This is a genomic window from Alicycliphilus sp. T452, assembly GCF_054512775.1.
In genome coordinates this window covers 33,763-55,534 of sequence record NZ_JBTNEH010000020.1, presented here as the reverse complement: position 1 = coordinate 55,534, position 21,772 = coordinate 33,763, and the positions used below count along the sequence as shown (strand labels likewise).

Annotated in this window: 17 protein-coding genes; 8 read left to right on the top strand and 9 right to left on the bottom strand. The window is 70.4% G+C overall.

All coding sequences use genetic code 11. From position 1 onward, the window contains the following. Window positions 1-41 precede the first annotated feature (41 nt). Window positions 42-1,970, bottom strand: a complete 1,929-nt coding sequence (gene nosZ, locus ACX12L_RS16980; protein ID WP_459263635.1) for a TAT-dependent nitrous-oxide reductase — start codon at window positions 1,968-1,970, stop codon at window positions 42-44. 21 nt (window positions 1,971-1,991) lie between these two features. Next, on the bottom strand, window positions 1,992-2,351 hold the full coding sequence (locus tag ACX12L_RS16975) for a hypothetical protein (protein WP_459263634.1): 360 nt from the start codon (window positions 2,349-2,351) through the stop codon (window positions 1,992-1,994). Between the two features lie 225 nt (window positions 2,352-2,576). Between ACX12L_RS16975 and ACX12L_RS16970 the strand changes: the two genes are divergently transcribed. Continuing rightward, entirely contained in the window at window positions 2,577-2,990 is a 414-nt protein-coding gene (locus tag ACX12L_RS16970) for a c-type cytochrome (protein WP_459263633.1), read from the top strand. 17 nt (window positions 2,991-3,007) lie between these two features. Beyond that, the gene (locus ACX12L_RS16965; RefSeq protein ID WP_459263632.1) at window positions 3,008-4,048 is read left to right on the top strand and encodes an FAD:protein FMN transferase; all 1,041 of its coding nucleotides are present in this window, start codon (window positions 3,008-3,010) and stop codon (window positions 4,046-4,048) included. Between the two features lie 101 nt (window positions 4,049-4,149). On the opposite strand, the gene ACX12L_RS16960 is transcribed toward ACX12L_RS16965, so the two are convergent. Continuing rightward, on the bottom strand, window positions 4,150-4,995 hold the full coding sequence (locus ACX12L_RS16960) for a symmetrical bis(5'-nucleosyl)-tetraphosphatase (RefSeq protein ID WP_459263631.1): 846 nt from the start codon (window positions 4,993-4,995) through the stop codon (window positions 4,150-4,152). Between the two features lie 316 nt (window positions 4,996-5,311). On the opposite strand from ACX12L_RS16960, the gene ACX12L_RS16955 reads away from it, so the two are divergent. From ACX12L_RS16955 to ACX12L_RS16945, 3 genes are all read left to right on the top strand, one after another. Continuing rightward, the gene (locus tag ACX12L_RS16955) at window positions 5,312-5,608 is read left to right on the top strand and encodes an H-NS histone family protein (RefSeq protein ID WP_459263630.1); all 297 of its coding nucleotides are present in this window, start codon (window positions 5,312-5,314) and stop codon (window positions 5,606-5,608) included. A gap of 272 nt (window positions 5,609-5,880) precedes the next feature. After that, window positions 5,881-8,787, top strand: a complete 2,907-nt coding sequence (locus ACX12L_RS16950; protein ID WP_459263629.1) for an aconitate hydratase — start codon at window positions 5,881-5,883, stop codon at window positions 8,785-8,787. 188 nt (window positions 8,788-8,975) lie between these two features. Then, window positions 8,976-10,196, top strand: coding sequence for an FAD-dependent monooxygenase (locus ACX12L_RS16945; RefSeq protein ID WP_459263628.1), 1,221 nt, complete (start codon window positions 8,976-8,978; stop codon window positions 10,194-10,196). A gap of 51 nt (window positions 10,197-10,247) precedes the next feature. On the opposite strand, the gene ACX12L_RS16940 is transcribed toward ACX12L_RS16945, so the two are convergent. The 5 genes from ACX12L_RS16940 to ACX12L_RS16920 all read right to left on the bottom strand — a co-directional run bounded on the left by ACX12L_RS16940 (window position 10,248) and on the right by ACX12L_RS16920 (window position 15,044). Next, on the bottom strand, window positions 10,248-11,486 hold the full coding sequence (locus tag ACX12L_RS16940) for an MFS transporter (protein WP_459263627.1): 1,239 nt from the start codon (window positions 11,484-11,486) through the stop codon (window positions 10,248-10,250). 25 nt (window positions 11,487-11,511) lie between these two features. Further along, window positions 11,512-12,741 carry an MFS transporter gene (locus ACX12L_RS16935; RefSeq protein WP_459263626.1) on the bottom strand — a complete coding sequence of 410 codons (1,230 nt, stop codon included), beginning with the start codon at window positions 12,739-12,741 and terminating at the stop codon, window positions 11,512-11,514. Between the two features lie 98 nt (window positions 12,742-12,839). Continuing rightward, on the bottom strand, window positions 12,840-13,646 hold the full coding sequence (locus ACX12L_RS16930; RefSeq protein ID WP_459263625.1) for a LytR/AlgR family response regulator transcription factor: 807 nt from the start codon (window positions 13,644-13,646) through the stop codon (window positions 12,840-12,842). Further along, window positions 13,615-14,670, bottom strand: a complete 1,056-nt coding sequence (locus ACX12L_RS16925) for a sensor histidine kinase (RefSeq protein WP_459263624.1) — start codon at window positions 14,668-14,670, stop codon at window positions 13,615-13,617. The genes ACX12L_RS16930 and ACX12L_RS16925 overlap by 32 nt, the downstream gene beginning before the upstream one ends. A gap of 8 nt (window positions 14,671-14,678) precedes the next feature. Beyond that, window positions 14,679-15,044, bottom strand: coding sequence for a 2TM domain-containing protein (locus tag ACX12L_RS16920; protein ID WP_459263623.1), 366 nt, complete (start codon window positions 15,042-15,044; stop codon window positions 14,679-14,681). A 186-nt stretch (window positions 15,045-15,230) separates the two neighbouring features. On the opposite strand from ACX12L_RS16920, the gene ACX12L_RS16915 reads away from it, so the two are divergent. After that, entirely contained in the window at window positions 15,231-16,055 is an 825-nt protein-coding gene (locus ACX12L_RS16915; RefSeq protein WP_459263622.1) for an undecaprenyl-diphosphate phosphatase, read from the top strand. Window positions 16,056-16,059: 4 nt separating this feature from the next. Here ACX12L_RS16915 and ACX12L_RS16910 read toward each other — a convergent pair whose 3' ends face one another. Then, the gene (locus tag ACX12L_RS16910) at window positions 16,060-16,872 is read right to left on the bottom strand and encodes an alpha/beta fold hydrolase (RefSeq protein ID WP_459263621.1); all 813 of its coding nucleotides are present in this window, start codon (window positions 16,870-16,872) and stop codon (window positions 16,060-16,062) included. Window positions 16,873-16,982: 110 nt separating this feature from the next. Here ACX12L_RS16910 and ACX12L_RS16905 point away from each other — a divergent pair, with 110 nt between their 5' ends. Both ACX12L_RS16905 and ACX12L_RS16900 read left to right on the top strand, forming a co-directional pair. Continuing rightward, entirely contained in the window at window positions 16,983-18,389 is a 1,407-nt protein-coding gene (locus ACX12L_RS16905) for an MdtA/MuxA family multidrug efflux RND transporter periplasmic adaptor subunit (RefSeq protein WP_459263620.1), read from the top strand. Between the two features lie 36 nt (window positions 18,390-18,425). Next, a complete protein-coding gene (locus ACX12L_RS16900; RefSeq protein ID WP_459263619.1) occupies window positions 18,426-21,542 on the top strand; it encodes a multidrug efflux RND transporter permease subunit in 3,117 nt (1,038 codons plus the stop codon). The last annotated feature ends 230 nt before the right edge of the window (window positions 21,543-21,772 follow it).

Genomic DNA, 21,772 nt, shown 5'->3' with positions numbered 1-21,772 from the left:
CAGGCGCCATGCGTGAGCACGGCGCCTGCTGCAGGGGGCCGTCAGGCCTCGACGATCATGCGCGTACGCATCTCAAGGTGCAGCGCATGGCAGAACGTGGAGCAGTAGGCCCAGAACACGCCCGGCTTGTCGGCCACGAAGGTGACCGACTTGGTCTCCAGCGGGTTGATGACGAACTGGATGTTGTACTTGGGCAGGGCGAAGCCGTGGGTCAGGTCCTCGATCTTGTCCAGGTTGGTCAGGATCAGCGTGACCTCGTCGCCCTTCTTCACGGTGAACTCGCGCATGCTGAAGGCCGGTGCCTGCGAGGTGAGCTTGACGGTGACCTTCTTGCCGTTGCGGAACACGCCCGATTCCTTGGCGTCCTTGACGGCCAGCGGGAACTCATCCAGGTCGTACACCTGCTTGGGCTTGAGGATGTCGCGCTTGAAGATGATGAAGTCGTGCGGCTCGCCGCGCACCGGGTGGTCGGCCAGCAGCACCATCTTCTCGCCCGAGATGTCGATCAGCTGCTCGTTCTCGGGGTGCAGCGGGCCCACGGGCAGGAAGCGGTCCTTGGAGAACTTGCAGCCCACGGCCAGGTACTTGCCGTCGGCGGCCTTGGTCTCGGACTGCGATGCGTTGATGTGGCCGGGCTGGTAGTGCACGTCGATGCGGTCCACCACGTACTTGGCGTTCTTGTCGCCCTTGTGGAAGGCAATGGCCTTCTCGACGTTCCACTTGACGATCTGGCTGTCCAGGAACAGCGTGGTGTAGGCGTTGCCGCGGCCGTCGAAGGCGGTGTGCAGCGGGCCCAGGCCCACTTCGACTTCGGCGACGATGGCGTCGTCGAGCTTCTCCATCTTGCCGTCGAACCAGTCGAGCACCTTGGTGAGCTCGATGGTGGTGGTGGTGGGCGAGAGCTTGCCCGCGCAGATGAAGTACTTGCCGTCGGGGCTGGCGTTCACGCCGTGGGGGTTCTTCGGGACGCTGACGTAGGCGACCAGGGCCGTCTTGGGGTCCTTGTTGGCCTCGTGCGTGCCGTCCACCACGGGCACCTTGTTGCCGTAGGTCTTGAACTTGCCGGCCTTCACGGCCTCCTCGATGCGCGCCACGTTGAAGAACAGGCAGGCGTCGCGCTCGGCGGACATCATGTCCTCGTAGTGGATGCCGTTCTCGGTGTTGTACTGGTTGGTGGCCGCGAGCTTGCCGTCGTACGAGGTGGCGACCAGGTCGCAGTTGCCGTCGATCAGCACCTGCCAGCGCACTTCCATGGTCTCGGCGTCCACGCAGGTGAACAGCGAGCGGTACTTCTCGGGAGCGTTCACGTCCTTGCCGTCGTTGGGCAGGGGAATGGCGAACTCGCCGCCGCAGAACACGCGCGTCGTGTAGTTGATCGCGGGATCGACCGGGTCGGCCTTGTCGGGGAAGATGCCGTGGAAGCCCTGCACGTTGGGCAGGTCGGTGATCTTGTCGCAGACGAAGTAGTCCAGGCGGATGCGCGCGATGCGGGCGTTGATCTTGTCGTTGACCCAGGCGTAGCGGCCGTCGTAGTTGCCGTCCTTGTACGAGGCGTGCAGGTGGTGGGTGTCGGCCACCGTGTAGCGCAGGTGGCCGTCGGGCCTGGTGCCCATGACGGCCTTGGATTCGTTGGTGATGCCCCAGCCCACGAGCGCGTCGGGCACGAAGCAGGGAATGCGGTGGATCTCGCGGCCCGAAGGCAGGCCCAGCACGCGCACGTCGCCGTTGTGGCCGCCGCTCCACAGGCCGTAGTAGGTGTCGAGCTCGCCGGGCTTGAGGTGGATGCTGGCGGCGCCGCTGGCGGCGGCAGGCGCGGGTGCGGGCGCCGGAGCGGATGCCGCAGGGGCTGCGGCGGGCTTGTCGTTGCAAGCGGCGACGCCTACCGTCAGGCCCGCCAGCGCGGCGGTGTTGATGAAACGGCGCCGGCCCATGCCGACGGTTTCGGTGCCCAGGTCTTCTTTCTTGCTCATGAGGTCCTCTTTCAGGGTGTGTTAAACGGAAAAGGCAGGAGGGCCGCGTGCCGGCGGCGGTGCGGCCATGGGGGCGATGGCCTGCATCTCGGGCGGCAGCACGGGCAGGGAATGGATGACCGGCAGGACCGGTCGGGTATGTGCGGCGGGCTGTGGCGGTGCGCTGCCCAGCAGGCACAGAGCGCAGTCCATGCCCCGCGCGTCGAGCACGGCGTTGCCGGTCTTGGCATGCACCACCAGGGTGGCGCCGTTGCTGGCGGAGCAGACCAGCTCCATGCTGCGGGGCTGCACCAGCGAGGAGGCCAGCGTCGTGCCCAGGCTGAGGATGAACCACGCAACGATCCACCAGCGCAGGCGGTTCAGGGATCGCAGGGTGTCCATGGCAGCGGTATGGGTTCTGGTGTTGTGTGGATGCGGATCGCCCCTTGGCGAAGACAGGCAAATGTTCACGTTAAATGTTTCTTTGGATGTTGATTTACATCAACCAAGCTATTCTGGAAACTACCAAACTGGCGCCCCATGCCAGAGGGCAGGCCCGTCGCATGGAGCGCAGGCTGCGATGCCCCTGGTTTTGGACGTCTGGACTACACAAGAAAGGCTTTCTCGATGAACAAGACATCCCTCACGATGGCGCTGGCCGCCGCCGCCCTGGTGCTTGCCGCTTGCGGCAAGAGCGAGGCGCCCGCATCCGCGCCGGCACCCGCACCCGCTCCGGCGGCGGAGGCACCGGCCCCTGCGCCGGCACCCGCAGCGCCGGTTGCGGAGAACACCGCCGGCAAGAGCGCGTACGGCAAGACCTGCGCCATGTGCCACGCTGCCGGCGTGGCCGGCGCGCCCAAGCCCGGCGACAAGGCCGACTGGGGCCCGCGCATCGCCCAGGGCAAGGACACGCTCTACAAGCACGCCCTCGAGGGCTTCACCGGCGCCAAGGGCCAGATGCCCGCGCGCGGCGGCAATGCGTCGATGAGCGACGAAGACGTGAAGGCCGCCGTGGACTTCATGGCCGACCAGTCGGTGTAATGCATCGGGAGCGTGCCATGAACAACGGATGGCAAGGCGGGCGGCTGTCGCGGCGGCGCTTCGCCCTGGCGCTGCCCCTGCTGGGCGCCGTGGCCTGGGCCGCTCCGGGCATGGCGCGGGCCACGGGGCCGCAACGCGCGAGCCGCAACCTCATGGGCACGCGCGTGGACATCGTCGCCGACGGCAGTGATGCCCGGCAGCTGCAGGCCGCGATCGGCCTGGCCTTCGAGGAGATGCAGCGCCTGGAGGCATCGCTGAGCCGCTACCGCGAGGACAGCGTGGTGCGGCGCATCGGACAGGCGGCCGGGCGCCACCCGGTGGCCGTGTCGCTGGAGGTCATGGACGTGCTGGCAACCGCCCAGCGGGTCTGGCGCGAGAGCGCGGGTGCGTTCGACCCCACCGTGGGCGCGCTGGCGGGCTGGCATTTCGAGCCCGGCCGGCAGGCCATGCCCGCGGCGGACGAGATCGCCGCGGCGCTGCGCCACGTGGACGCGCGCCAGCTGCGGCTCGATGAACGCGCGGGCACGGCCTACCTGGCCGGGCGCGGCATGGCGCTCGACCTGGGCGGCATCGCCAAGCTGCCTATCCTGGCGGCGGGCCTGCGCGTGCTCGAACGCGAGGGCGTCGCCAACGCCCTCGTCAATGGCGGCGGCGACGTGCTCGCCAGCGGCCGCCTGCAGGGCCGCCCCTGGCGCGTGGGGGTGCGCGATCCGCGCGCGCCCGGCAGGCTGCTGGGCGCCATCGAGGTCGAGGGCTTCGGCGTGGTCGCGTCCTCGGGCGACTACGAGCGCGGCTTCGTGCACCAGGGCCGGCGCCTGCACCACGTGCTCGATCCCCACACCGGCTGGCCCACCACGGGCGTGCACGGCGTGGCGCTGCTCGCGCGCGACGTGCAGGTCGTCAACGGCTGGGGCACGGCGCTCATGGTGCAGGGCATGGCGGCCGTGCCGGCCTGGAGCGCGCGCCACCCCGGCGCGGCCGTGCTGGCCGCCGGCGTTGATGGCGCGCTGTGGCAATCGGACGCCATGGCAAAGGCGCTCAAGCCCGTCAGCATCTAGAAAACAATAGCTGCCAGCGCTTGCTGTGAGCCGGTTTCAGGTGGTTTTCGCCATGGAATCGGCCCGTGGCAAGCGCTGGCAGCTTTGCTTTTGATAGCGGCCTATTCCCCGGGCCGCTGCTGCTGCGCGCACTGCACCTTGCAGTGCTCGCGCTCGGCCAGCGTGGCGCCGAAGCGCACGGCGCTCAAGGCGCCGCCCCAGACGCAGCCCGTGTCCAGCCCCTGTATGTCGGGCCGGCTGATCCAGCCCAGCGTGGACCAGTGGCCGAAGGCGATCAGCGTGCCGCTGGTGCGCCGGCCCGGCGCGTCGAACCAGGGCAGCAGCCCGGCGGGCGCCTGCGCGGCGCTCTCGGCGCTCTCGAAGTCCATGCGTCCCTCGGGCGTGCAGAAGCGCAGCCGCGTGAGCGCGTTGACGATGATGCGCAGGCGGTTCGCCCCCTGCAGGCCCGCGTCCCACTGGTCCGGGCTGTTGCCGTACATCTGCCGCAGGAAGTCCGGGAGCGCCGGGCCGCGCAGCATGGCGTGCACCTCGTCCGCAAGCGCCAGCACGTCGTCCGCGGACCATTGCGGTAGAACGCCCGCATGCACCATCAGCAGGTCGGCGCCGCCGTGGCGCACGCGCCGCGCCAGGGGTTGCTGGCGCAGCCAGTCGAGCAGGGCCTGCCTGTCGGGCGCCTGCAGGACGTCTTGCAGCGTGTCGCGGCGCGAGGGCGAACGCACGCCATGGGCCGTGGCCAGCAGGTGCAGGTCGTGGTTGCCCAGCAGCGCGCGCACGCTGTCGCCCAGCCGCATGCAGCGGCGCAGCACCGCGGCCGAGCCGGGGCCGCGGTTGACCAGGTCGCCCAGCAGGTAGACGGTGTCGCGGCTGGGAGAGAAACCGATGGTGGAAAGCAGGCGCCCGAAGGCTTCGTCGCAGCCCTGGATATCGCCCACGCAATAAAGAGCCATGTTTTTGTCGTTGGTAGTGGTGGTGGAAAACCGCTATTGTCTCGCGCCGCGCCCGGTCCTGGCGCCTGCCGCGTGAATCCGGCAGCCCCCGCCGCAGCGGGTTTTCATTAGTAACAAATTGAATCAGGCACGTCGATTCACGGTGTTTTCGGAGATGCCGGTGAAGCAGGGTGAAAAATCCGGGAGCGGACCGGGATCGGGAACTGTAGTCTGTTACAAGGCGGCTCCATGAATTGCGCATGGGCTTGTAACGGAGATTCGATTGTTTCCTTATAATGGTGCTGCCCATTAATTTCCAATCACACCATATACCGCTATGAACGCAAGCTACAAAGAATTGCTGAAGCAACGCGAGGCCCTTGAACAGCAGATCAACGAGGCCCGCCGCCGCGAACTGGCGACGGCCGTTGCGCAGGTGCGCGAACTGGTGGCCGAGTATGGTTTGACGCAGCAGGACGTGTTTCCCACGGGGCGCGGCGGCCGCACGTCCGCTACCAGCGGCGTGAAGGTGGCGCCCAAATACCGCGATCCCGTGACGGGCCAGACGTGGACGGGCCGCGGCAAGGCGCCCAAGTGGATTCAAAACGAGGACCGCGAGAAGTTCGCTATTTGAACGGCGCCATTATCGGCCCGCGCCGCGGCCGGTATAGAGCGCAGTGATCGCCCAGATCACGCAAGGCCCGCTCCGGCGGGCTTTTTGCTGGCCGCTGCAAACCCTGGCGAATGCATGGGCGGGTATGGCGTGCGCCGCAATATCCTTTGAACGGCGGGCGGGTGAACCCGCGATGACCTCGGCACGGGTGGAAGGTATTGCCCGGGCATTGGCGTTATCGCGGAGGGACTGCCAGAATGGGCCTTTGTCGCCCCACTCACTGGAGTCGCTGTATGACCGCTTCCACCACCAGAGTTCATGCCTTTGCTTCCACGCTCAAGACCTTCACCATGGCCTCGGGCAAAAAGGGCAAGTTCTATTCGCTGCCGGCGCTGGCGCGCAAGTACCCGGGGGTGGGCCGTCTGCCGGTGTCCATTCGCATCGTGCTCGAATCCGTGCTGCGCAACTGCGACGGGCGCAAGGTCACGGCCGAGCATGTGGCGCAGCTGGCCAACTGGGGCGCCACGGCGCCGCGCAAGGACGAGATTCCGTTCGTGGTCGCGCGCGTGGTGCTGCAGGATTTCACGGGCGTGCCGCTGCTGGCCGACCTGGCCGCCATGCGCAGCGTGGCCGAGCGCCTGGGCCGCGACCCGAAGAAGGTCGAGCCCCTGGTGCCCGTGGACCTGGTGGTGGACCACTCCATCATGGTGGACTACTACGGCAGCAAGCAGGCGCTTCAACTCAACATGAAGCTCGAATTCCAGCGCAACCGCGAGCGCTACGAGTTCATGAAATGGGGCATGCAGGCCTTCGACACTTTCGGCGTCGTGCCGCCGGGCTTCGGCATCGTGCACCAGGTGAACCTGGAGTACCTAGCGCGCGGCGTGCACCAGGGCGCGGACGGCGTGTACTACCCCGACACGCTGGTGGGCACCGACAGCCACACGACCATGATCAACGGCATCGGCGTGGTGGGCTGGGGCGTGGGCGGCATCGAGGCCGAGGCGGCGATGCTGGGCCAGCCGGTGTACTTCCTCACGCCGGACGTGGTGGGGCTGGAGCTCTCGGGCCGGCTGCGCGAGGGCGTGACGGCCACCGACCTGGTGCTCACCGTGACCGAGCTGCTGCGCAAGGCCAAGGTGGTGGGCAAGTTCGTGGAGTTCTTCGGCGAGGGCACGCGCACGCTGTCGGTGCCCGACCGCGCCACCATCGGCAACATGGCGCCCGAGTACGGCGCCACCATGGGCTTCTTCACGGTCGATGAGAAGACCATCGACTACCTGCGCGGCACGGGGCGCAGCGAGGCCGAGATCGAGGCCCTGGAGGCGTACTTCAAGGCGCAGGGCCTGTTCGGCATCCCGCGCGCGGGCGAGATCGACTACTCGCAGGTCGTGCGCCTGGACCTGGGCGACGTCACGCCCAGCCTGGCCGGCCCCAAGCGCCCGCAGGACCGCATCGACCTGGGCAAGGTCAAGCAGCAGTTCACCAGCCTGTTCTCCAAGCCCGTGTCGGAGTCGGGCTTCAACCTGCCGGCGGGGCGCCTGCACGAGCGCCACGCCCTGCCGCGCCGCGCCGACCAGGCCGTTCCCGACGAGCCCCCGGCGCCCGAAGGCACGCCGCGCTTCGAGGCCGAGATGGTGCACAACAAGCCCCGGCTCGCGGTCCAGCACGTGGACGCGCCCATGCACCACGCGCCCGATGGCGAAAGCCCCACGGTGGGCAGCGGCGACGTGCTGATCGCGGCCATCACGAGCTGCACCAACACTTCCAACCCCAGCGTGCTGCTGGCCGCGGGCCTGCTGGCCAAGAAGGCCGTCGAGGCGGGGCTGAAGGTGCAGCCGCACATCAAGACATCGCTCGCGCCGGGCTCGCGCATCGTGACCGAATACCTCACCGAGACGGGCCTCTTGCCCTACCTGGAGAAGCTCGGCTTCGCCGTCGCCGGCTACGGCTGCACTACCTGCATCGGCAACGCGGGCGACCTGACGGCCGAGCTCAACGAGGCGATCACGAAGAACGACCTGGTGTGCGCGGCCGTGCTCTCGGGCAACCGCAACTTCGAGGCGCGCATCCACCCCAACATCAAGGCCAACTTCCTGGCCAGCCCGCCGCTGGTGGTGGCCTACGCCATCGCGGGCACCGTGCTCACGGACCTGATGACCGAGCCCGTGGGCAAGGGCAAGGGCGGGCGCGACGTGTACCTGGGCGACATCTGGCCCGGTGCCGAGGAGATCCACGCCCTCATGCGGCACGCCATGAACGGCAAGGCCTTCCGCGAGAACTACGCCAAGGTCAGGACCGAGCCGGGCGCGCTGTGGGACAAGGTGCACGGCGTGAGCGGCAACGTCTACGCCTGGCCGCCCAGCACCTACATCGCCGAGCCGCCGTTTTTCGCCGATTTTGCTCTCGATAAGGGAGCTGCAGGCGCAGGCGGGGCGGGTGCTGGAGGCCAAAATGGCGATGTGGCCGTGCACGGCGCACGCATCATGGCCCTGTTCGGCGACTCGATCACCACGGACCACATCTCGCCCGCCGGCTCGATCAAGGAAAGCTCGCCCGCCGGCCAGTGGCTGCTGCAGCACGGCGTGGCCAAGCCCGACTTCAACAGCTACGGCGCGCGCCGCGGCAACCACGAGGTGATGATGCGCGGCACCTTCGCCAACGTGCGCATCAAGAACCTCATGATCCCGCCGCTGGCCGACGGCTCGCGCGAGGAGGGCGGCCTGACCCTGTACCAGGGCGAGGGGCCGCAGCGCGGCAGCAAGATGCCCATCTTCGACGCCGCCATGCAGTACGTGGCGGGCGGGACGCCCACGGTGATCTTCGCGGGCGAGGAATACGGCACCGGCTCCAGCCGCGACTGGGCGGCCAAGGGCACGCAGCTCCTGGGCATCAAGGCCGTGGTGGCCAAGAGCTTCGAGCGCATCCACCGCTCCAACCTCGTCGGCATGGGCGTGCTGCCGCTGCAGCTGCGCGCGGGCGACTCGTGGGAGAGCCTGGGGCTCAGGGGCGACGAGGTCATCGACGTGCTGCCCGACGCCGCCCTCACGCCGCAGAGCGAGGCGCGGATCGTGATCCACCGCGCCGACGGCTCGCGGCGCGAGGTGGCGGCCACGCTGCGCATCGACACGCCCATCGAGGTGGACTACTACCGCGCCGGCGGCATCCTGCCCTTCGTGCTGCGCCAGCTTTTGGGGTGACCCCCTGTGGCGCTATCGCGCCTTCCCCCTGAAAGGGGGACGCCGCCAGCGCGGCGGGGCGGCCCTTGCGCGGCGGCCCTCGCCTCGGTCGCGCCAGTGTCATGCGTGGCGAACGGGGCAAGCCTCATAGGCGCTGAGTTGGGGCCCGGATGCGTGCCCACTCTCGCGCGTGGGCCGACAATCGGGGCATGCAAAAACAAGTCTTGATTGCCGGCGGCGGCATCGGGGGGCTGGCCGCGGCGCTGGGCAGCGCGCGCGCGGGCTGGGAGGTGCGGCTGTTCGAGCGCGCAAGCGCGTTCACCGAGATCGGCGCGGGCGTGCAGATCGGCCCCAACGTGGTGCGGCGCCTGCAGGCCTGGGGCCTGCAGGGCGCGCTGCAGGCGGTGGCGGCCTTCCCCGGGCGGCTGCGGGTGCGCAGCGCGCTGACCGGCGCCGAGCTGGCCGCGCTGCCCCTGGGCGCGCGCGCCATAGAGCGCTACGGCGCGGCCTACGCCACCATCCACCGGGCCGACCTGCACGGCCTGCTGCTGGCCGCCGTGCGCGAGCTGCCCGGGGTGCACCTGAACCTGGGGCTGTCCGTGCAGGAGCATGCGCAGGAGGGCGGCGCCGTCACCGTGCGCCTGGCGCATGGCGACGGCCGGCTCGTCGAGGTGGAGGGCGACGCCCTGATAGGCGCCGACGGGCTGCGCAGCGGCACGCGCGCGCGCCTGCTGGGCGAGGCGCCCACGCGCGCCTCGGGCCACCTGGCCTACCGCGCCGTGGTGCGCCAGGACCAGTTGCCCCAGGCGCTGCGCTCGGGCGACGTCACGGCCTGGCTGGGCCCGCGCCTGCACGTGGTGCAGTACCCGCTGCGCCGTGGCGAACTGCTCAACGTGGTGGCCATACGCCACGGCCGCCCGCCGGCCGACCTCGAATCCTGGGACCACGGCGCCAACGCCGTCGACCTGGAGGCCGCGCTGGCCCGCACCTGCGCGCCGCTGCAGGACCTGGTCCGCGCCGTGCCCCAGGCCGGCGGCGGCTGGCGCCTGTGGCCGCTGCTCGACCGAGCGCCCGTCGCCGGCCCGCACGAGATGGCGCGCGGCCTGATCGCGCTGCTGGGCGACGCGGCCCACCCCATGCGGCCCTACCTGGCGCAAGGCGCCGGCATGGCCATCGAGGACGCGGCCGAGCTGCAGCGCGCCCTGGCCATGCACGACCTGGAGGTGCCGCTGCGCCTCACCCGCTACGCGCTCAACCGCTGGCAGCGCAACGCGCGCGTGCAGGAGCGCTCGCGCCGCAACGGCCGCATCTTCCACGCCACGGGCCCCGTGCGCTGGGGGCGCGACCTGGCGCTGCGCCTGCTGGGCGAGCGCCTGCTGGACGTGCCCTGGCTCTACCGCGGCGACGGGTCGAGTGCCAGCCTGCTTTGATTTCGATAGCTGGCAGCGCTTGCTGGACGGGCGCTGGAGGCCGATTTTGCTTCAAGCCCCGTTCGCGGGCGGATTCGGCAGTGCCTTGAACGCGCCCGCCCCCAGCACCAGCAGCGCCGCGATGCATCCCAGCACCGCCACGAACGGGTCCATGCCGCGCTCCTGGGCCAGCGACGCCACCAGCCCCGTGAACCACTGCATGGCGGCCACGCCCAGGAACATGGCCATGGTGAACACCGCCATGGCCCGGCCCGTGAGCGCCGCCGGGTAGGCCGCGCGCACGTCGGCGTACTGCAGCACGATGAAGCCCGACAGCAGGCCGGTGAGCAGCATGCACGCCACGTCCACCCAGGCCGAATGCAGCAGCGCCATGGCCGCGAAGGGCAGCGCCAGCAGCAGCGTGCAGGCCAGTATCCAGCGCCGCCGCGCGGCCGGGCCGGGGTCTATGCGGCCGAACAGCATGGGCCCGCACAGCGCCACTACCGACAGCAGCAGCGCCACGTTGCCGCTTTGCACCAGCGAGAAGCCGTGGCGCGCGATCAGCATGGGCCCCAGCCAGAGCCCGCGCAGGGAGATCAGGGCCGCATAGGTCACGGCGCCCAGCGCCACGATGCCCCAGGTGTGCGCCAGCGTGAACAGCGCGGCGAAGCGCAGCACCGCCTCGCGCACGGATTCGCGCGGCGCGTCGTGCGCGGGGCTGCGCGCGGGCTCGCGCACGCTGCGCCACATCCACAGCCAGGCCAGCAGCGCCATGAGCGCCAGCACCGCGAAGCCCGCGCGCCACGACCACTGCTGCACCAGCCACGCCAGCGGCGTGCCCGTGAACAGCATGCCCAGCGTGCCCAGCGCCATGGCCATGCCCGACATGGCCGCGAAGCGCTGCGGCGCGAAATGCCGCGCGATGAACACCGTGCACACCAGGAAGGCGGGCGCGCAGCCCACGCCGATCAGCGCCTGCCCCAGCACCAGCAGGCCCAGGCCCGGCGCCAGCGCCGACAGCAGCGCGCCCGCGATGCACAGCGGAAACGCGGCCAGGATCGTGCGGCGCACGCCGTACAGGTCTATGCCTATGCCCATGAAGAGCTGCATGGCCCCGAAGGTGAAATGGAAGGTCGCCGCGAACACCCCCAGCGCCTGGGGCGAGAGCGCGAAGTCCGCCTGCAGCGGCGCCGCCAGGATGGCGGCCACGGTGCGGAACGCCGAGCTGAGCGCGAAGCCCGAGGTCAGCGCCACCAGCATCGCCAGCGCCGCGCGCGGCGCAAGGGCGGGGGCATCGGGGGCGGACGTCATGCCCGCAAGACTACCTGAACGCGGGTCACGCGCGGGCCTGGGCCGCGCTCCTCGCCATCGCCGCTGCCAGCGCCACGACGGCCAGGACGAGCGGGACGAAAGAGACCCAGAGCACCGCGTTCCAGCCATAGGCCGACAGCAGGCTGCCGGACAGGAACGAGCCGATGGCCATCAGGCCGAACACGATGAAGTCGTTGAGCGACTGCACGCGCGTCCTTTCCTCGGGCCGGTGGCACTCCAGCACCAGCGCGGACGCGCCGAGGAACCCGAAGTTCCAGCCCAGCCCCAGCAGGACCAGCGTGGCCCAGAAATGCGCCACGTCGATGCCTCCCAGCCCGACAGCGGCGGAAAGCCCGGTCAGCAGCAGGCCCACGATGGCCATGCGCCCCGCGCCGAAGCGCGCAATCAGGTGGCCCGTGAAGAAGCTGGGCGCGTACATCGCGATCACGTGCCACTGCAGGCCCAGGTTGGCGGATTCCTGCGAATGCCCGCAGATGCGCATCGCCAGTGGCGCGGACGTCATCAGGAAGTTCATCAGCAGATAGGACACGGCACCGCCGATGGCCGCGGCGACGAAGCGCGGCTGGCGCGCGATCTCGGCCAGCGGCCGGCCGCCGGCGATCTCCTGCGCGGTCGGCATCGGCAGGTGCACGCCCAGCAGGACGAGGGCCGAGACCGCCGCCACCGCCGCCTGCACGAGGAAGGTGGCCGCGAACATGTGGGGCGGCCACAGGTCCATGGTCCAGGTCACCAGCTGCGGCCCCACCACGCCGGCGGCCACGCCCCCGGCCATCACGAGCGACAGCGCCCGGGGCCGTCGGGCCGGCGCCACGCCGTCGGCCGCCGCGAAGCGGAACGACAGCACCACGGCCGCGTAGCTGCCGCCGAAGAAGGTGGCCAGGCAGAACAGCCAGAACCAGCCCTGGATGATGGCCAGCATGGCCAGCAGGCCGGTGAGCACGCCCGCGCCGGTGCCCGCCAGGAAGGCGGTGCGCCGCCCGAACCGCCGGGCGATGGCGCCCACGGGCAGGGTGCACGCGGCCATGCCCACCACGAAGATGGAGACGGGCAGCGTGGCCAGCATCGGCGTGGGGGCCAGCATGTTGCCGACGATGGCGCCCGTGGCGTAGACCACCACCGAGTTCGCGCCCGCCAGTGCCTGGGCGACGGACAGGCGCCAGATGTTGCCGCTCTGGACCTTCTCGGGCAGCACGGCGGAGATGTCGCCCATGGGCGTGGTAGTGGTGCTTGTCATTTTTTTATAGAGGTTCTGGCAAGCCCCTCATGCCGAGGGGGCGGTGGTATCCGGTGCGAGTTTCCCACGGCCGGCGCCGATCGGGGTATTTTCGGGCTCTACATCCCCTTGAACCGGTGCGCATACAGCCGGCTCACGGCCAGCCGCTCGGGCCGTCCGCGCAGCTGCAGGTGCAGGCGGCCGGCCTCGTCGCGCATGGCGGCGGCGATGGCGTCGGCGCGCACCAGCGTGCCGCGGTGCACCTGCCAGAACGCGGCGGGGTCGAGCTGCGCGGCCAGTTCCTTGAGCGGGGTGCGGATCAGGTATTCGCGCTCGGCGGTGAGCACGCGCACGTACTTGTCGGCGGCCTCGAAGTACAGCACCTCGGCCACGGGCACGAAGTGGATCTGCGCGCCGCTGCCGGCCTGGATCACGTCCAGGCGCGGGGCCGCGGGCGAGGGCGCGGCGCCCCCCAGGCCCGGCGCCTGCACCAGCTCGCGCAGCTGGGCCAGCGTCTGCTCCAGCGCGGGCGATGCGCGCTGCTGCAGCGCCTGGCGCAGCTTGTGCACCGTCCTGTCCAGCCGCCCGGGCTGCACGGGCTTGAGCAGGTAGTCCACGGCCTGCGCCTCGAAGGCCTGCACGGCGTACTGGTCGTAGGCGGTGACGAAGACCAGCGCGGGGAAGGGCCGCGCGCCGGTGTCCCAGGCGTCGGCCAGCTCCACGGCGGCGTCCAGGCCGCTCTGGCCCGGCATGCGGATGTCGAAGAACAGCACGTCGGGCATGAGGCGCAGCGCCTCGCGCACGGCCGACAGGCCGTCGCCCACCGTGGCGGCGATGGCGAGCCCGGGCCAGGCGCGGGCCAGCTCCTGCTGCAGCGCGGCGGCCAGCAGCGGCTCATCCTCGGCGATCAGGGCGGTCGGTTGCATGTTTCAAGGGAAAAGTGGCGATAGCGCTTGTCCCGCCTGCGCTGGCAGCTATCAATTCAAGAGTCGCCTCGCTGCCGTACAGCGTGGCCAGGCGCTCGCGCACCTGCCGCAGGCCGAACCGGGTGCCGGCGGTCTGCGCCGCGGCGCCGGGGCCGGCGCCCGTGTCGTGCACGCTCAGCTGCAGGCGCGCGCCGCCCTCCAGCAGCCGGGCCTGCACGGTCACGCTGCCGCCCGCCACCTGCGGCTCCAGGCCGTGGCGGATGGCGTTCTCCACCAGCGGCTGCAGCAGCAGCGGCGGCACCGGCACGTCGCGCAGCGCATCGGGCAGGTCCAGCCGGTACTGCAGGCGCGGCCCCATGCGCACGGCGATCAGCGCGAGGTAGTCGGCCAGGCGCGCGAACTCCTCCGACAGCGGGTGCAGCGCGCTGCGCGATGCGCCCAGCGTGGCGCGCAGGTAGGCGATCAGGTGGTCCAGCATGGCCTGGGCGCGCGCCGGGTCGCTGGCGACGAGCACGCGCAGGTTGGCCAGCGTGTTGAACAGCATGTGCGGCTCCAACTGCGTTTCCAGCAGCTTCAGGCGCGCCTCGGCGGCTCGGCCTTGCTCCTCGGCCATGCGCGCCTGCAGCCAGGCGCTCTTTCCCCGGGTGTGGAACCAGTAGGTGGCCGCCGTGCCCGCGAGCAGCGTGATGCCGATGGAGGCGCGCAGGTGCGCGCCGCTCCAGGTGGAATGGCCCGTCCATGCGTCGGCCAGCAGCGAGCCCAGCACGAAGCCCAGGGCGATGCCGCAGGCGGGCAGCGCCATGCCGCGCCAGCCGGCGGGCCAGCCGGTGCCGGCGCTCGACGCGAACAGGTGGCGCCCGATGTCGATGAACGCCCAGCACAGCACGCCGATGCACAGCGAGTACGCGAGCGGCACGCCGTAGGGCTGCTCGGGCCGGAAGGCGTACTGGATGGCCGCGACCGCCAGGCAGAAGGCCAGGGTCTGCAGCAGGTTCCGCAGCTTGTCGATCCAGTCGATGGGCATGGGGTGCCTCAGCGCTCCTGGCGCTCGCGTTGCAGGCGTTCGCGCTCGCGCCGCACCATGCGCTCGCGCAGGCCGCTGCCCGCGCCCAGCACGAAGACCGACACGCCGTGCAGCGCCAGCCCCAGCCCCCAGCCCAGCAGCGGGAACACCGACCAGGGCCGCTGGCCCCAGCCGTAGCGCGAGAAGGCGAACAGCGCCAGGTTGACCGCCACGTAGACCAGCGCGTGCGCGTACCAGCCGAGCTTGGCGCCCGCGCGCTTGCGCGCCAGCCGTTCGATGTCGTCGTCGGGGATCATGTCGGTCATTCTAGGGAGGGGGCGGCGGCCGCGCCCGGCGGGGTCGCCGCCGATGGCGGCAGGGGTTTCGGCATGCATGGAGGGCTCCTTGTGCGGTGACGGGATGGAGCGCACTGTGCGCGCCGGCGCCCGCGCCCGCCACGGCCGTGCGACGGATGGCAGGTGCCGCGGCGCGAGATGCGGCGCCGGCGGCGTGAATGGCGGCGGCGCGCCCGCGCCCGGCGCGGATAATCCGCGTTTTGCTTTTTTCGTCAGGACGCTTGCGTGGACTCTCTCTTGCTGCTCAAGGCCGCCGTCATGGGCGTGGTCGAAGGGCTGACCGAATTCCTCCCGATCTCATCCACTGGCCACCTGATCCTCGCGGGCTCGCTGCTGGGCTTCGACGATGCCAAGGCCAAGGTCTTCGACATCGCCATCCAGACCGGCGCCATCTTCGCCGTCATCCTCGTGTACTGGCAGCGCATACGCGATACGCTGGTGGCGCTGCCCAGCCAGCGCCAGGCCCGGCGCTTCGCGCTCAACGTGCTGATCGGCTTCTTCCCGGCGGTGCTGCTGGGGCTGCTGCTGGGCAAGGCCATCAAGGCGCACCTGTTCACGCCCGTGGTGGTGGCGTCCACCTTCATCGTGGGCGGCTTCATCATCCTGTGGGCCGAGCGGCGCCAGCAGCGGGCCGTGCGCATCCATTCGGTGGACGACATGGGGCCGTGGGACGCGCTCAAGGTCGGCTTGGCGCAGTGCCTTGCCATGGTGCCGGGCACGAGCCGCAGCGGCGCCACCATCATCGGCGGCATGCTGCTGGGCCTGTCGCGCAAGGCGGCGACGGACTACTCGTTCTTCCTGGCCATCCCCACGCTGATCGGCGCCGGCGCGTACAGCCTGTACAAGGAGCGGGCGCTGCTCTCGATGGCCGACGTGCCGCTGTTCGCCGTGGGGCTGGTGTTCTCCTTCGTCAGCGCCTGGCTGTGCGTGCGCTGGCTGCTGCGCTACATCAGCACGCACAGCTTTGTGCCGTTCGCCTACTACCGCATCGTGTTCGGGGTGGTGGTGCTGGTCACGGCCTGGACGGGCGTGGTGACCTGGGCAGACTGATTTTCTAACCCGCCAGCCGTTCCAGGTTGAGCAGCGATGCCTCGATGGCCGCAGCCGTGGCCAGGGGCTGCTCCATGGGGAACAGGTGGCTGCCGTCCAGCATCATCACGCGGCCCTGGGTGATGCGCCGGGTCATGGCCATGCCCACCTGGCGCATCTCGGCCGAGTCGCGCCCGCCGATGAAGGCGGCCGGGCACTTGAGCGGGTGCGTCTGCAGGAGCCGCCCCAGGTTGTGCGGCAGGGTGTTGTAGATCTGGGTCTCGATCGCGCGGTCGAAGCTCAGCACGCGCCTGCCGTCCTGGTCCTGCAGCCCGTGGGCCACGTAGTCCTGCAGCACGCGCGGGTCCCAGTGCGCGAAGGCCTTCTTGCGGCGGAAGTGCTCCAGCGCCTCCTCGGTGCTGGCCCAGCTGTTCCTGCGCGCGCGGCTGATGCGCCCGGGCGAGACGGCACCCACCACCTGGGCCTGCTTGGCCATGCCCAGCGCCCCGGCGCGCCAGCCGCCGATCAGGGGCGAGTCGATCAGCACCACGCCGCGCGCGAGCTCGGGGTGGCGCGCGGCGGCCATCACGCTCAGGAAGCCGCCGAGCGAGTGGCCCACGAGGAAGGCCTGCTCTCCCGTGCGCCGCTGCTGCTCGGCGGCGAAGTCCGCCAGCTGCTGCACCAGGTGCGGCCAGTTGTTGCTGACGGGGTAGCGTTCGTCGTGGCCGTAGCGCTCCACGGCGCTGACCTTGAAGCCCCGCTTGCGCAGCGCATCGAACAGCACGCGGTAGGTGCTGGCGGGAAAACTGTTGGCGTGGGAAAAGAGGATGGAGGCCATGGCGCGTTGGGCAGTGTCGTGGCGCCGATCTTCGCACGACCTTTACCCGCTCTTCACGCGCCATCGGGACACCGGCCGCTATGATCTTTATCTATCGCGGAGAAGCTCTCGTGTCCAACCCCCAGTCTTGCAAAGGGCCCGTGGCCCCCCATGGATATGCCTGCAAGGGGCGCATGCGGCTTGGAGCGGTCGCGGCCGTGGCGGCCGTCGCCCTGCTGGCGGCCGGCGGCGCCTGGTGGTGGCAGCAGCGCGGCGCGGCACCGGCCCAGGGCCAGGGCCAGGCCGCCGGCCCGCGCTTCGGGGGTGGAGGCGCCCAGGCGCAGCCGGTCTCGGTGGGGCGGGTAGAGCGGCGCGACATGCGCGTGATGGTCAGCGCCATCGGCACGCTGCAGTCGCGCGCCACGGCCGTGGTGCGCACCAAGGTCGGCGGCGAGCTCAAGGCCCTGCACTTCAACGAGGGCGACGAGGTCAAGGCCGGGCAGCTGCTGGCCCGGATCGACCCGCGCAGCTACCAGGCCGCGTTCGACCAGGCACAGGGCACGCTGATGCGCGACCAGGCCCTGCTCAGGAACGCGCGGCTGGACCTGCAGCGCTACCAGGAGCTCAAGGCGCAGGACTCGATCGCCAGCCAGCAGGTGGATACCCAGGCGGCGCTGGTGCGCCAGTACGAGGGCACGGTGGCGGCCGACCAGGCGCAGGTCGATGCCGCGCGCCTGCAGCTGTCGTACACGCGCGTGACGGCGCCCATCGCCGGGCGCCTGGGGCTGCGCCAGGCGGACCTGGGCAACGTGGTCAACCCGGCGGACGCCAACGGCATCGTCACCATCACGCAGCTGCGTCCCATCGACGCGGTGTTCTCCGTGCCCCAGGCGCAGCTGGACCGGATCCGCGAGCGCCAGGCGCGGGGCGCCGAGCTGCCCGTGGAGCTGTGGGACAGGGAGCAGCGGCAGCTGCTGGCGCGCGGGCGGCTGGGCGCGCTGGACAACGCCATCGACCCCACGACCGACACCCTCAAGGTCAAGGCGGCGTTCGCCAATGCCGACGGCAGGCTGTTCCCCAACCAGTTCGTGAACGTCAGGCTGCAGGTGGACCTGTTCAAGGACGCGCTGACCGTGCCCGCGGCGGCCGTGCAGAACAACTACGTGTACCTGGTGCAGGACGACGGCACGGTCACGCAGCGGCGCCTGCGCGTGGGCGTGGCCGACGGCGACCGCGTGAGCGTGGAGGGGGACCTGCCCGAGGGCGCGCAGGTCGTCACCGACGGGCTGGACCGCCTGCGCGAGGGCGCCAGGGTCATGGTGATCGATGCCCAGGCCGCCGCCAAGGCCGACCAGGCCGCGCAGGACGCGGGCCAGAGGCGCGCGCAGATGCTCAGGAACCTCACGCCCGAGCAGCGCGAGAAGCTGTCCAGGATGGCGCCCGACGAGCGCAGGGCGTTCCTGCGCGGCCTGCGTGCGCAGCGCGAGGGCGCCGCGCCCACGGCGCCGGCCGCTTCGCCGCCGCCTGCCGCGCGCTGAAGACGGGCCGTTGCCGCCATCCACCGCCGTAGCGCCATGAACCTGTCGCGCCTTTTCATCCTGCGCCCCATCGCCACCTCGCTGCTGATGGTGGCCATCCTGGTCGCGGGCATGCTCGCCTACCGGCTGCTGCCGATCTCCGCGCTGCCCGAGGTGGACTACCCCACCATCCAGGTCACCACGCTCTACCCCGGCGCCAGCCCGGACGTGATGACCTCCAACGTCACCGCGCCGCTGGAGCGCCAGTTCGGCCAGATGCCGGGCCTGGCGCAGATGTCGTCCACGAGCTCGGGCGGGGCCTCGGTCATCACGCTGCGCTTCGCGCTCGACTACGGCCTGGACGTGGCCGAGCAGCAGGTGCAGGCGGCCATCAACGCGGGCGCCAATCTGTTACCCAACGACCTGCCCATGCCGCCGCTGTACAGCAAGGTCAACCCGGCGGACGCGCCCATCCTCACGCTGGCCGTCACCTCGCCCAGCCTGCCCGTGATCCGCATCAACGACCTGGTGGAGAACCGCCTCGCGCCCAAGCTCTCGCAGGTCGGCGGCGTGGGCCTGGTGGCGATCGCCGGGGGGCGCAGGCCGGCGGTGCGCATACAGGCCAACCCGCAGGCACTGGCGTCGGTGGGGCTGTCGCTGGAGGACCTGCGCAGCGCGATAGCCGCGGCCAACGTCAAGCAGCCCAAGGGCGGCTTCGACGGGCCGCTGCGCGCCACGACCATCGACGCCAACGACCAGCTGCAGTCGGCGCAGGAATACCGCGACCTGATCATCGCCTACCGCAACGGCAACCCCGTGCGCCTGTCCGCCGTGGCGGATACCGTGGACGACGCCGAGAACACGCGCCTGGCGGCCTGGGCGGGCACGCCGGACGATGGCTCCAAGGCGGCCGTGATCCTCAACATCAAGCGCCAGCCCGGCGCCAACGTGATCGAGACGGTGGACCGCGTGAAGGCGCTGCTGCCGCAGCTGGAGGAGACGCTGCCCGCGTCGCTGCAGGTCCACGTGCTCACCGACCGCACGGTCACCATCCGCGCATCGGTGCGCGACATGCAGCACGAGCTGCTCCTGGCCGTGGCGCTGGTGGTGGCGGTGATCTTCGTGTTCCTGAGGAGCGGCACGGCCACGCTGATCCCCAGCTTCGCCGTGCCGCTGTCGCTCATCGGCACCTTCGGGGTGATGTACCTGGCGGGCTTCTCCATCAACAACCTGACGCTGATGGCGCTCACCATCTCGACCGGCTTCGTGGTGGACGACGCCATCGTCATGATCGAGAACATCGCCCGCTACGTCGAGGCGGGCGAGCCGCCGCTCGCGGCCGCGCTCAAGGGCGCCAGGCAGATCGGCTTCACCATCATCTCGCTGACCATCTCGCTGATCGCGGTGCTGATCCCGCTCCTGTTCATGGGCGACGTGGTGGGGCGGCTGTTCCACGAGTTCGCCATCACCATGGCGGTGTCGATACTGATCTCGGCGGTGATCTCGCTGTCCTTCACGCCCATGCTGTGCGCGCGGCTGCTGCGCCACACGCCCGAGGAGAGCCACGGCCGCCTGTACCAGGCCACGGGGCGGTTCTTCGAGCGCACCATCGCGCTCTACGGACGCACGCTGGGCGTGGTGCTGGAGCACCGCGTGCTGGTCTGGCTGGTGTTCCTGGCGACGCTGGCGCTCACCGCGCTGCTGTACCTCGCGGTGCCCAAGGGGTTCTTCCCGGTGCAGGACACGGGCACGCTGCAGGCCACCACCGTGGCCGACCAGTCCATCTCCTTCGCCGCCATGGCCGAACGCCAGCAGCAGATGGCAGAGCGCATCCTGCGCGACCCGGCCGTCAAGAGCGTGTCCTCCTTCATCGGCGTGGATGGCAGCAACACCACGCTCAACAGCGGGCGCATGCAGATCGACCTGCAGCCCCATGGCCAGCGCGACAGCCTGGCGGTGGTGCTGCGCCGCCTGAGCGACGACACCGGCAGCATGCCCGGCATGCGCCTGTACCTGCAACCCGTGCAGGACCTGACCATCGAGGACCGCGTGGCGCGCACGCAGTACCAGCTGCTGCTGTCCTCGCCCGACATGGAGCAGCTCGCGCGCAGCACGCAGGCGCTGCTGGAGCGCCTGCTGGCCACGCCCGGCCTGGTGGACGTGGCCAGCGACCTGCAGGGCCAGGGCCGCCAGGCCTACGTCCTGATCGACCGCGCCCAGGCCAGCCGCCTGGGCGTGACGGTGGCGGCCGTCGACACGGCGCTCTACAACGCCTTTGGCCAGCGGCTCGTCTCCACCATCTTCACGCAGTCCAACCAGTACCGCGTGGTGCTGGAGGTGGCGCCGCAGTTCAAGATCGGCCCCGAGGCGCTGGCCGGCATCTACGTGCCGTCGAGCGGCGGCACGCCCGTGCCCCTGTCCTCGCTGGCGCGGGTGGAGGAGCGCAGCATGGCGCTGGCCGTCAACCACGTGGGGCAGCTGCCGGCCAGCACGATCTCGTTCAACACGGTGCCGGGTGTGTCGCTGGGCCAGGCCGTCAAGGCCATCGAGCGCGCGCGCGACGACCTGCGCGCCCAGGGGCAGATGCCCATCTCGGTGGACATGGCCTTCCAGGGCGCGGCGCTGGCGTTCCAGGCGTCGCTGACGAACACGCTGCTGCTGATCCTGGCGGCGGTGGTCACCATGTACATCGTGCTGGGGGTGCTGTACGAGAGCACCATCCACCCCGTGACCATCCTGTCCACGCTGCCCTCGGCCGGGGTGGGCGCGCTGCTGGCGCTGGGGATGGCGGGGCTGGAGATCGACATCATCGCCGTCATCGGCATCGTGCTCCTGATCGGCATCGTGAAGAAGAACGCCATCATGATGATCGACTTCGCGCTCGATGCGCAGCGCGAGCAGGGGCTGTCCGCGCGCGAGGCGATCTACCAGGCCTGCCTGCTGCGCTTCCGGCCGATCCTGATGACCACGCTGGCGGCGCTGCTGGGGGCGCTGCCGCTGATGCTTGGGCAGGGCGTGGGGAGTGAGCTGCGCCATCCGCTGGGGGTGACCATGGTGGGGGGGCTGATACTGAGCCAGTTGCTCACGCTGTTCACCACGCCGGTGATCTATCTCACGTTCGAGGGGTGGGCGCAGAGGTGGCGTGGGGCCAGGGTTGGGGTTGAAAATGCCTGAACCCCTTTGTTTTTGGGCGCTGGTAGCTCTTCTTTTTGATGTCGCTGGCCGGGACTCGCCCCGGCGGGCGACTTCCTTTCTTGCTCGTGCAAGAAAGGAAGCAAAGAACACGCCCCCAAGTCTGCGACCCCTTCGGGGCAAACCTGTGGCGGGGTGCTTGCGGGGTGTGCCGCAGAACTCACTGCGCGCTGGCGCGCTCCGTTCGAACAACCGCGGCGAGCTAGATAACG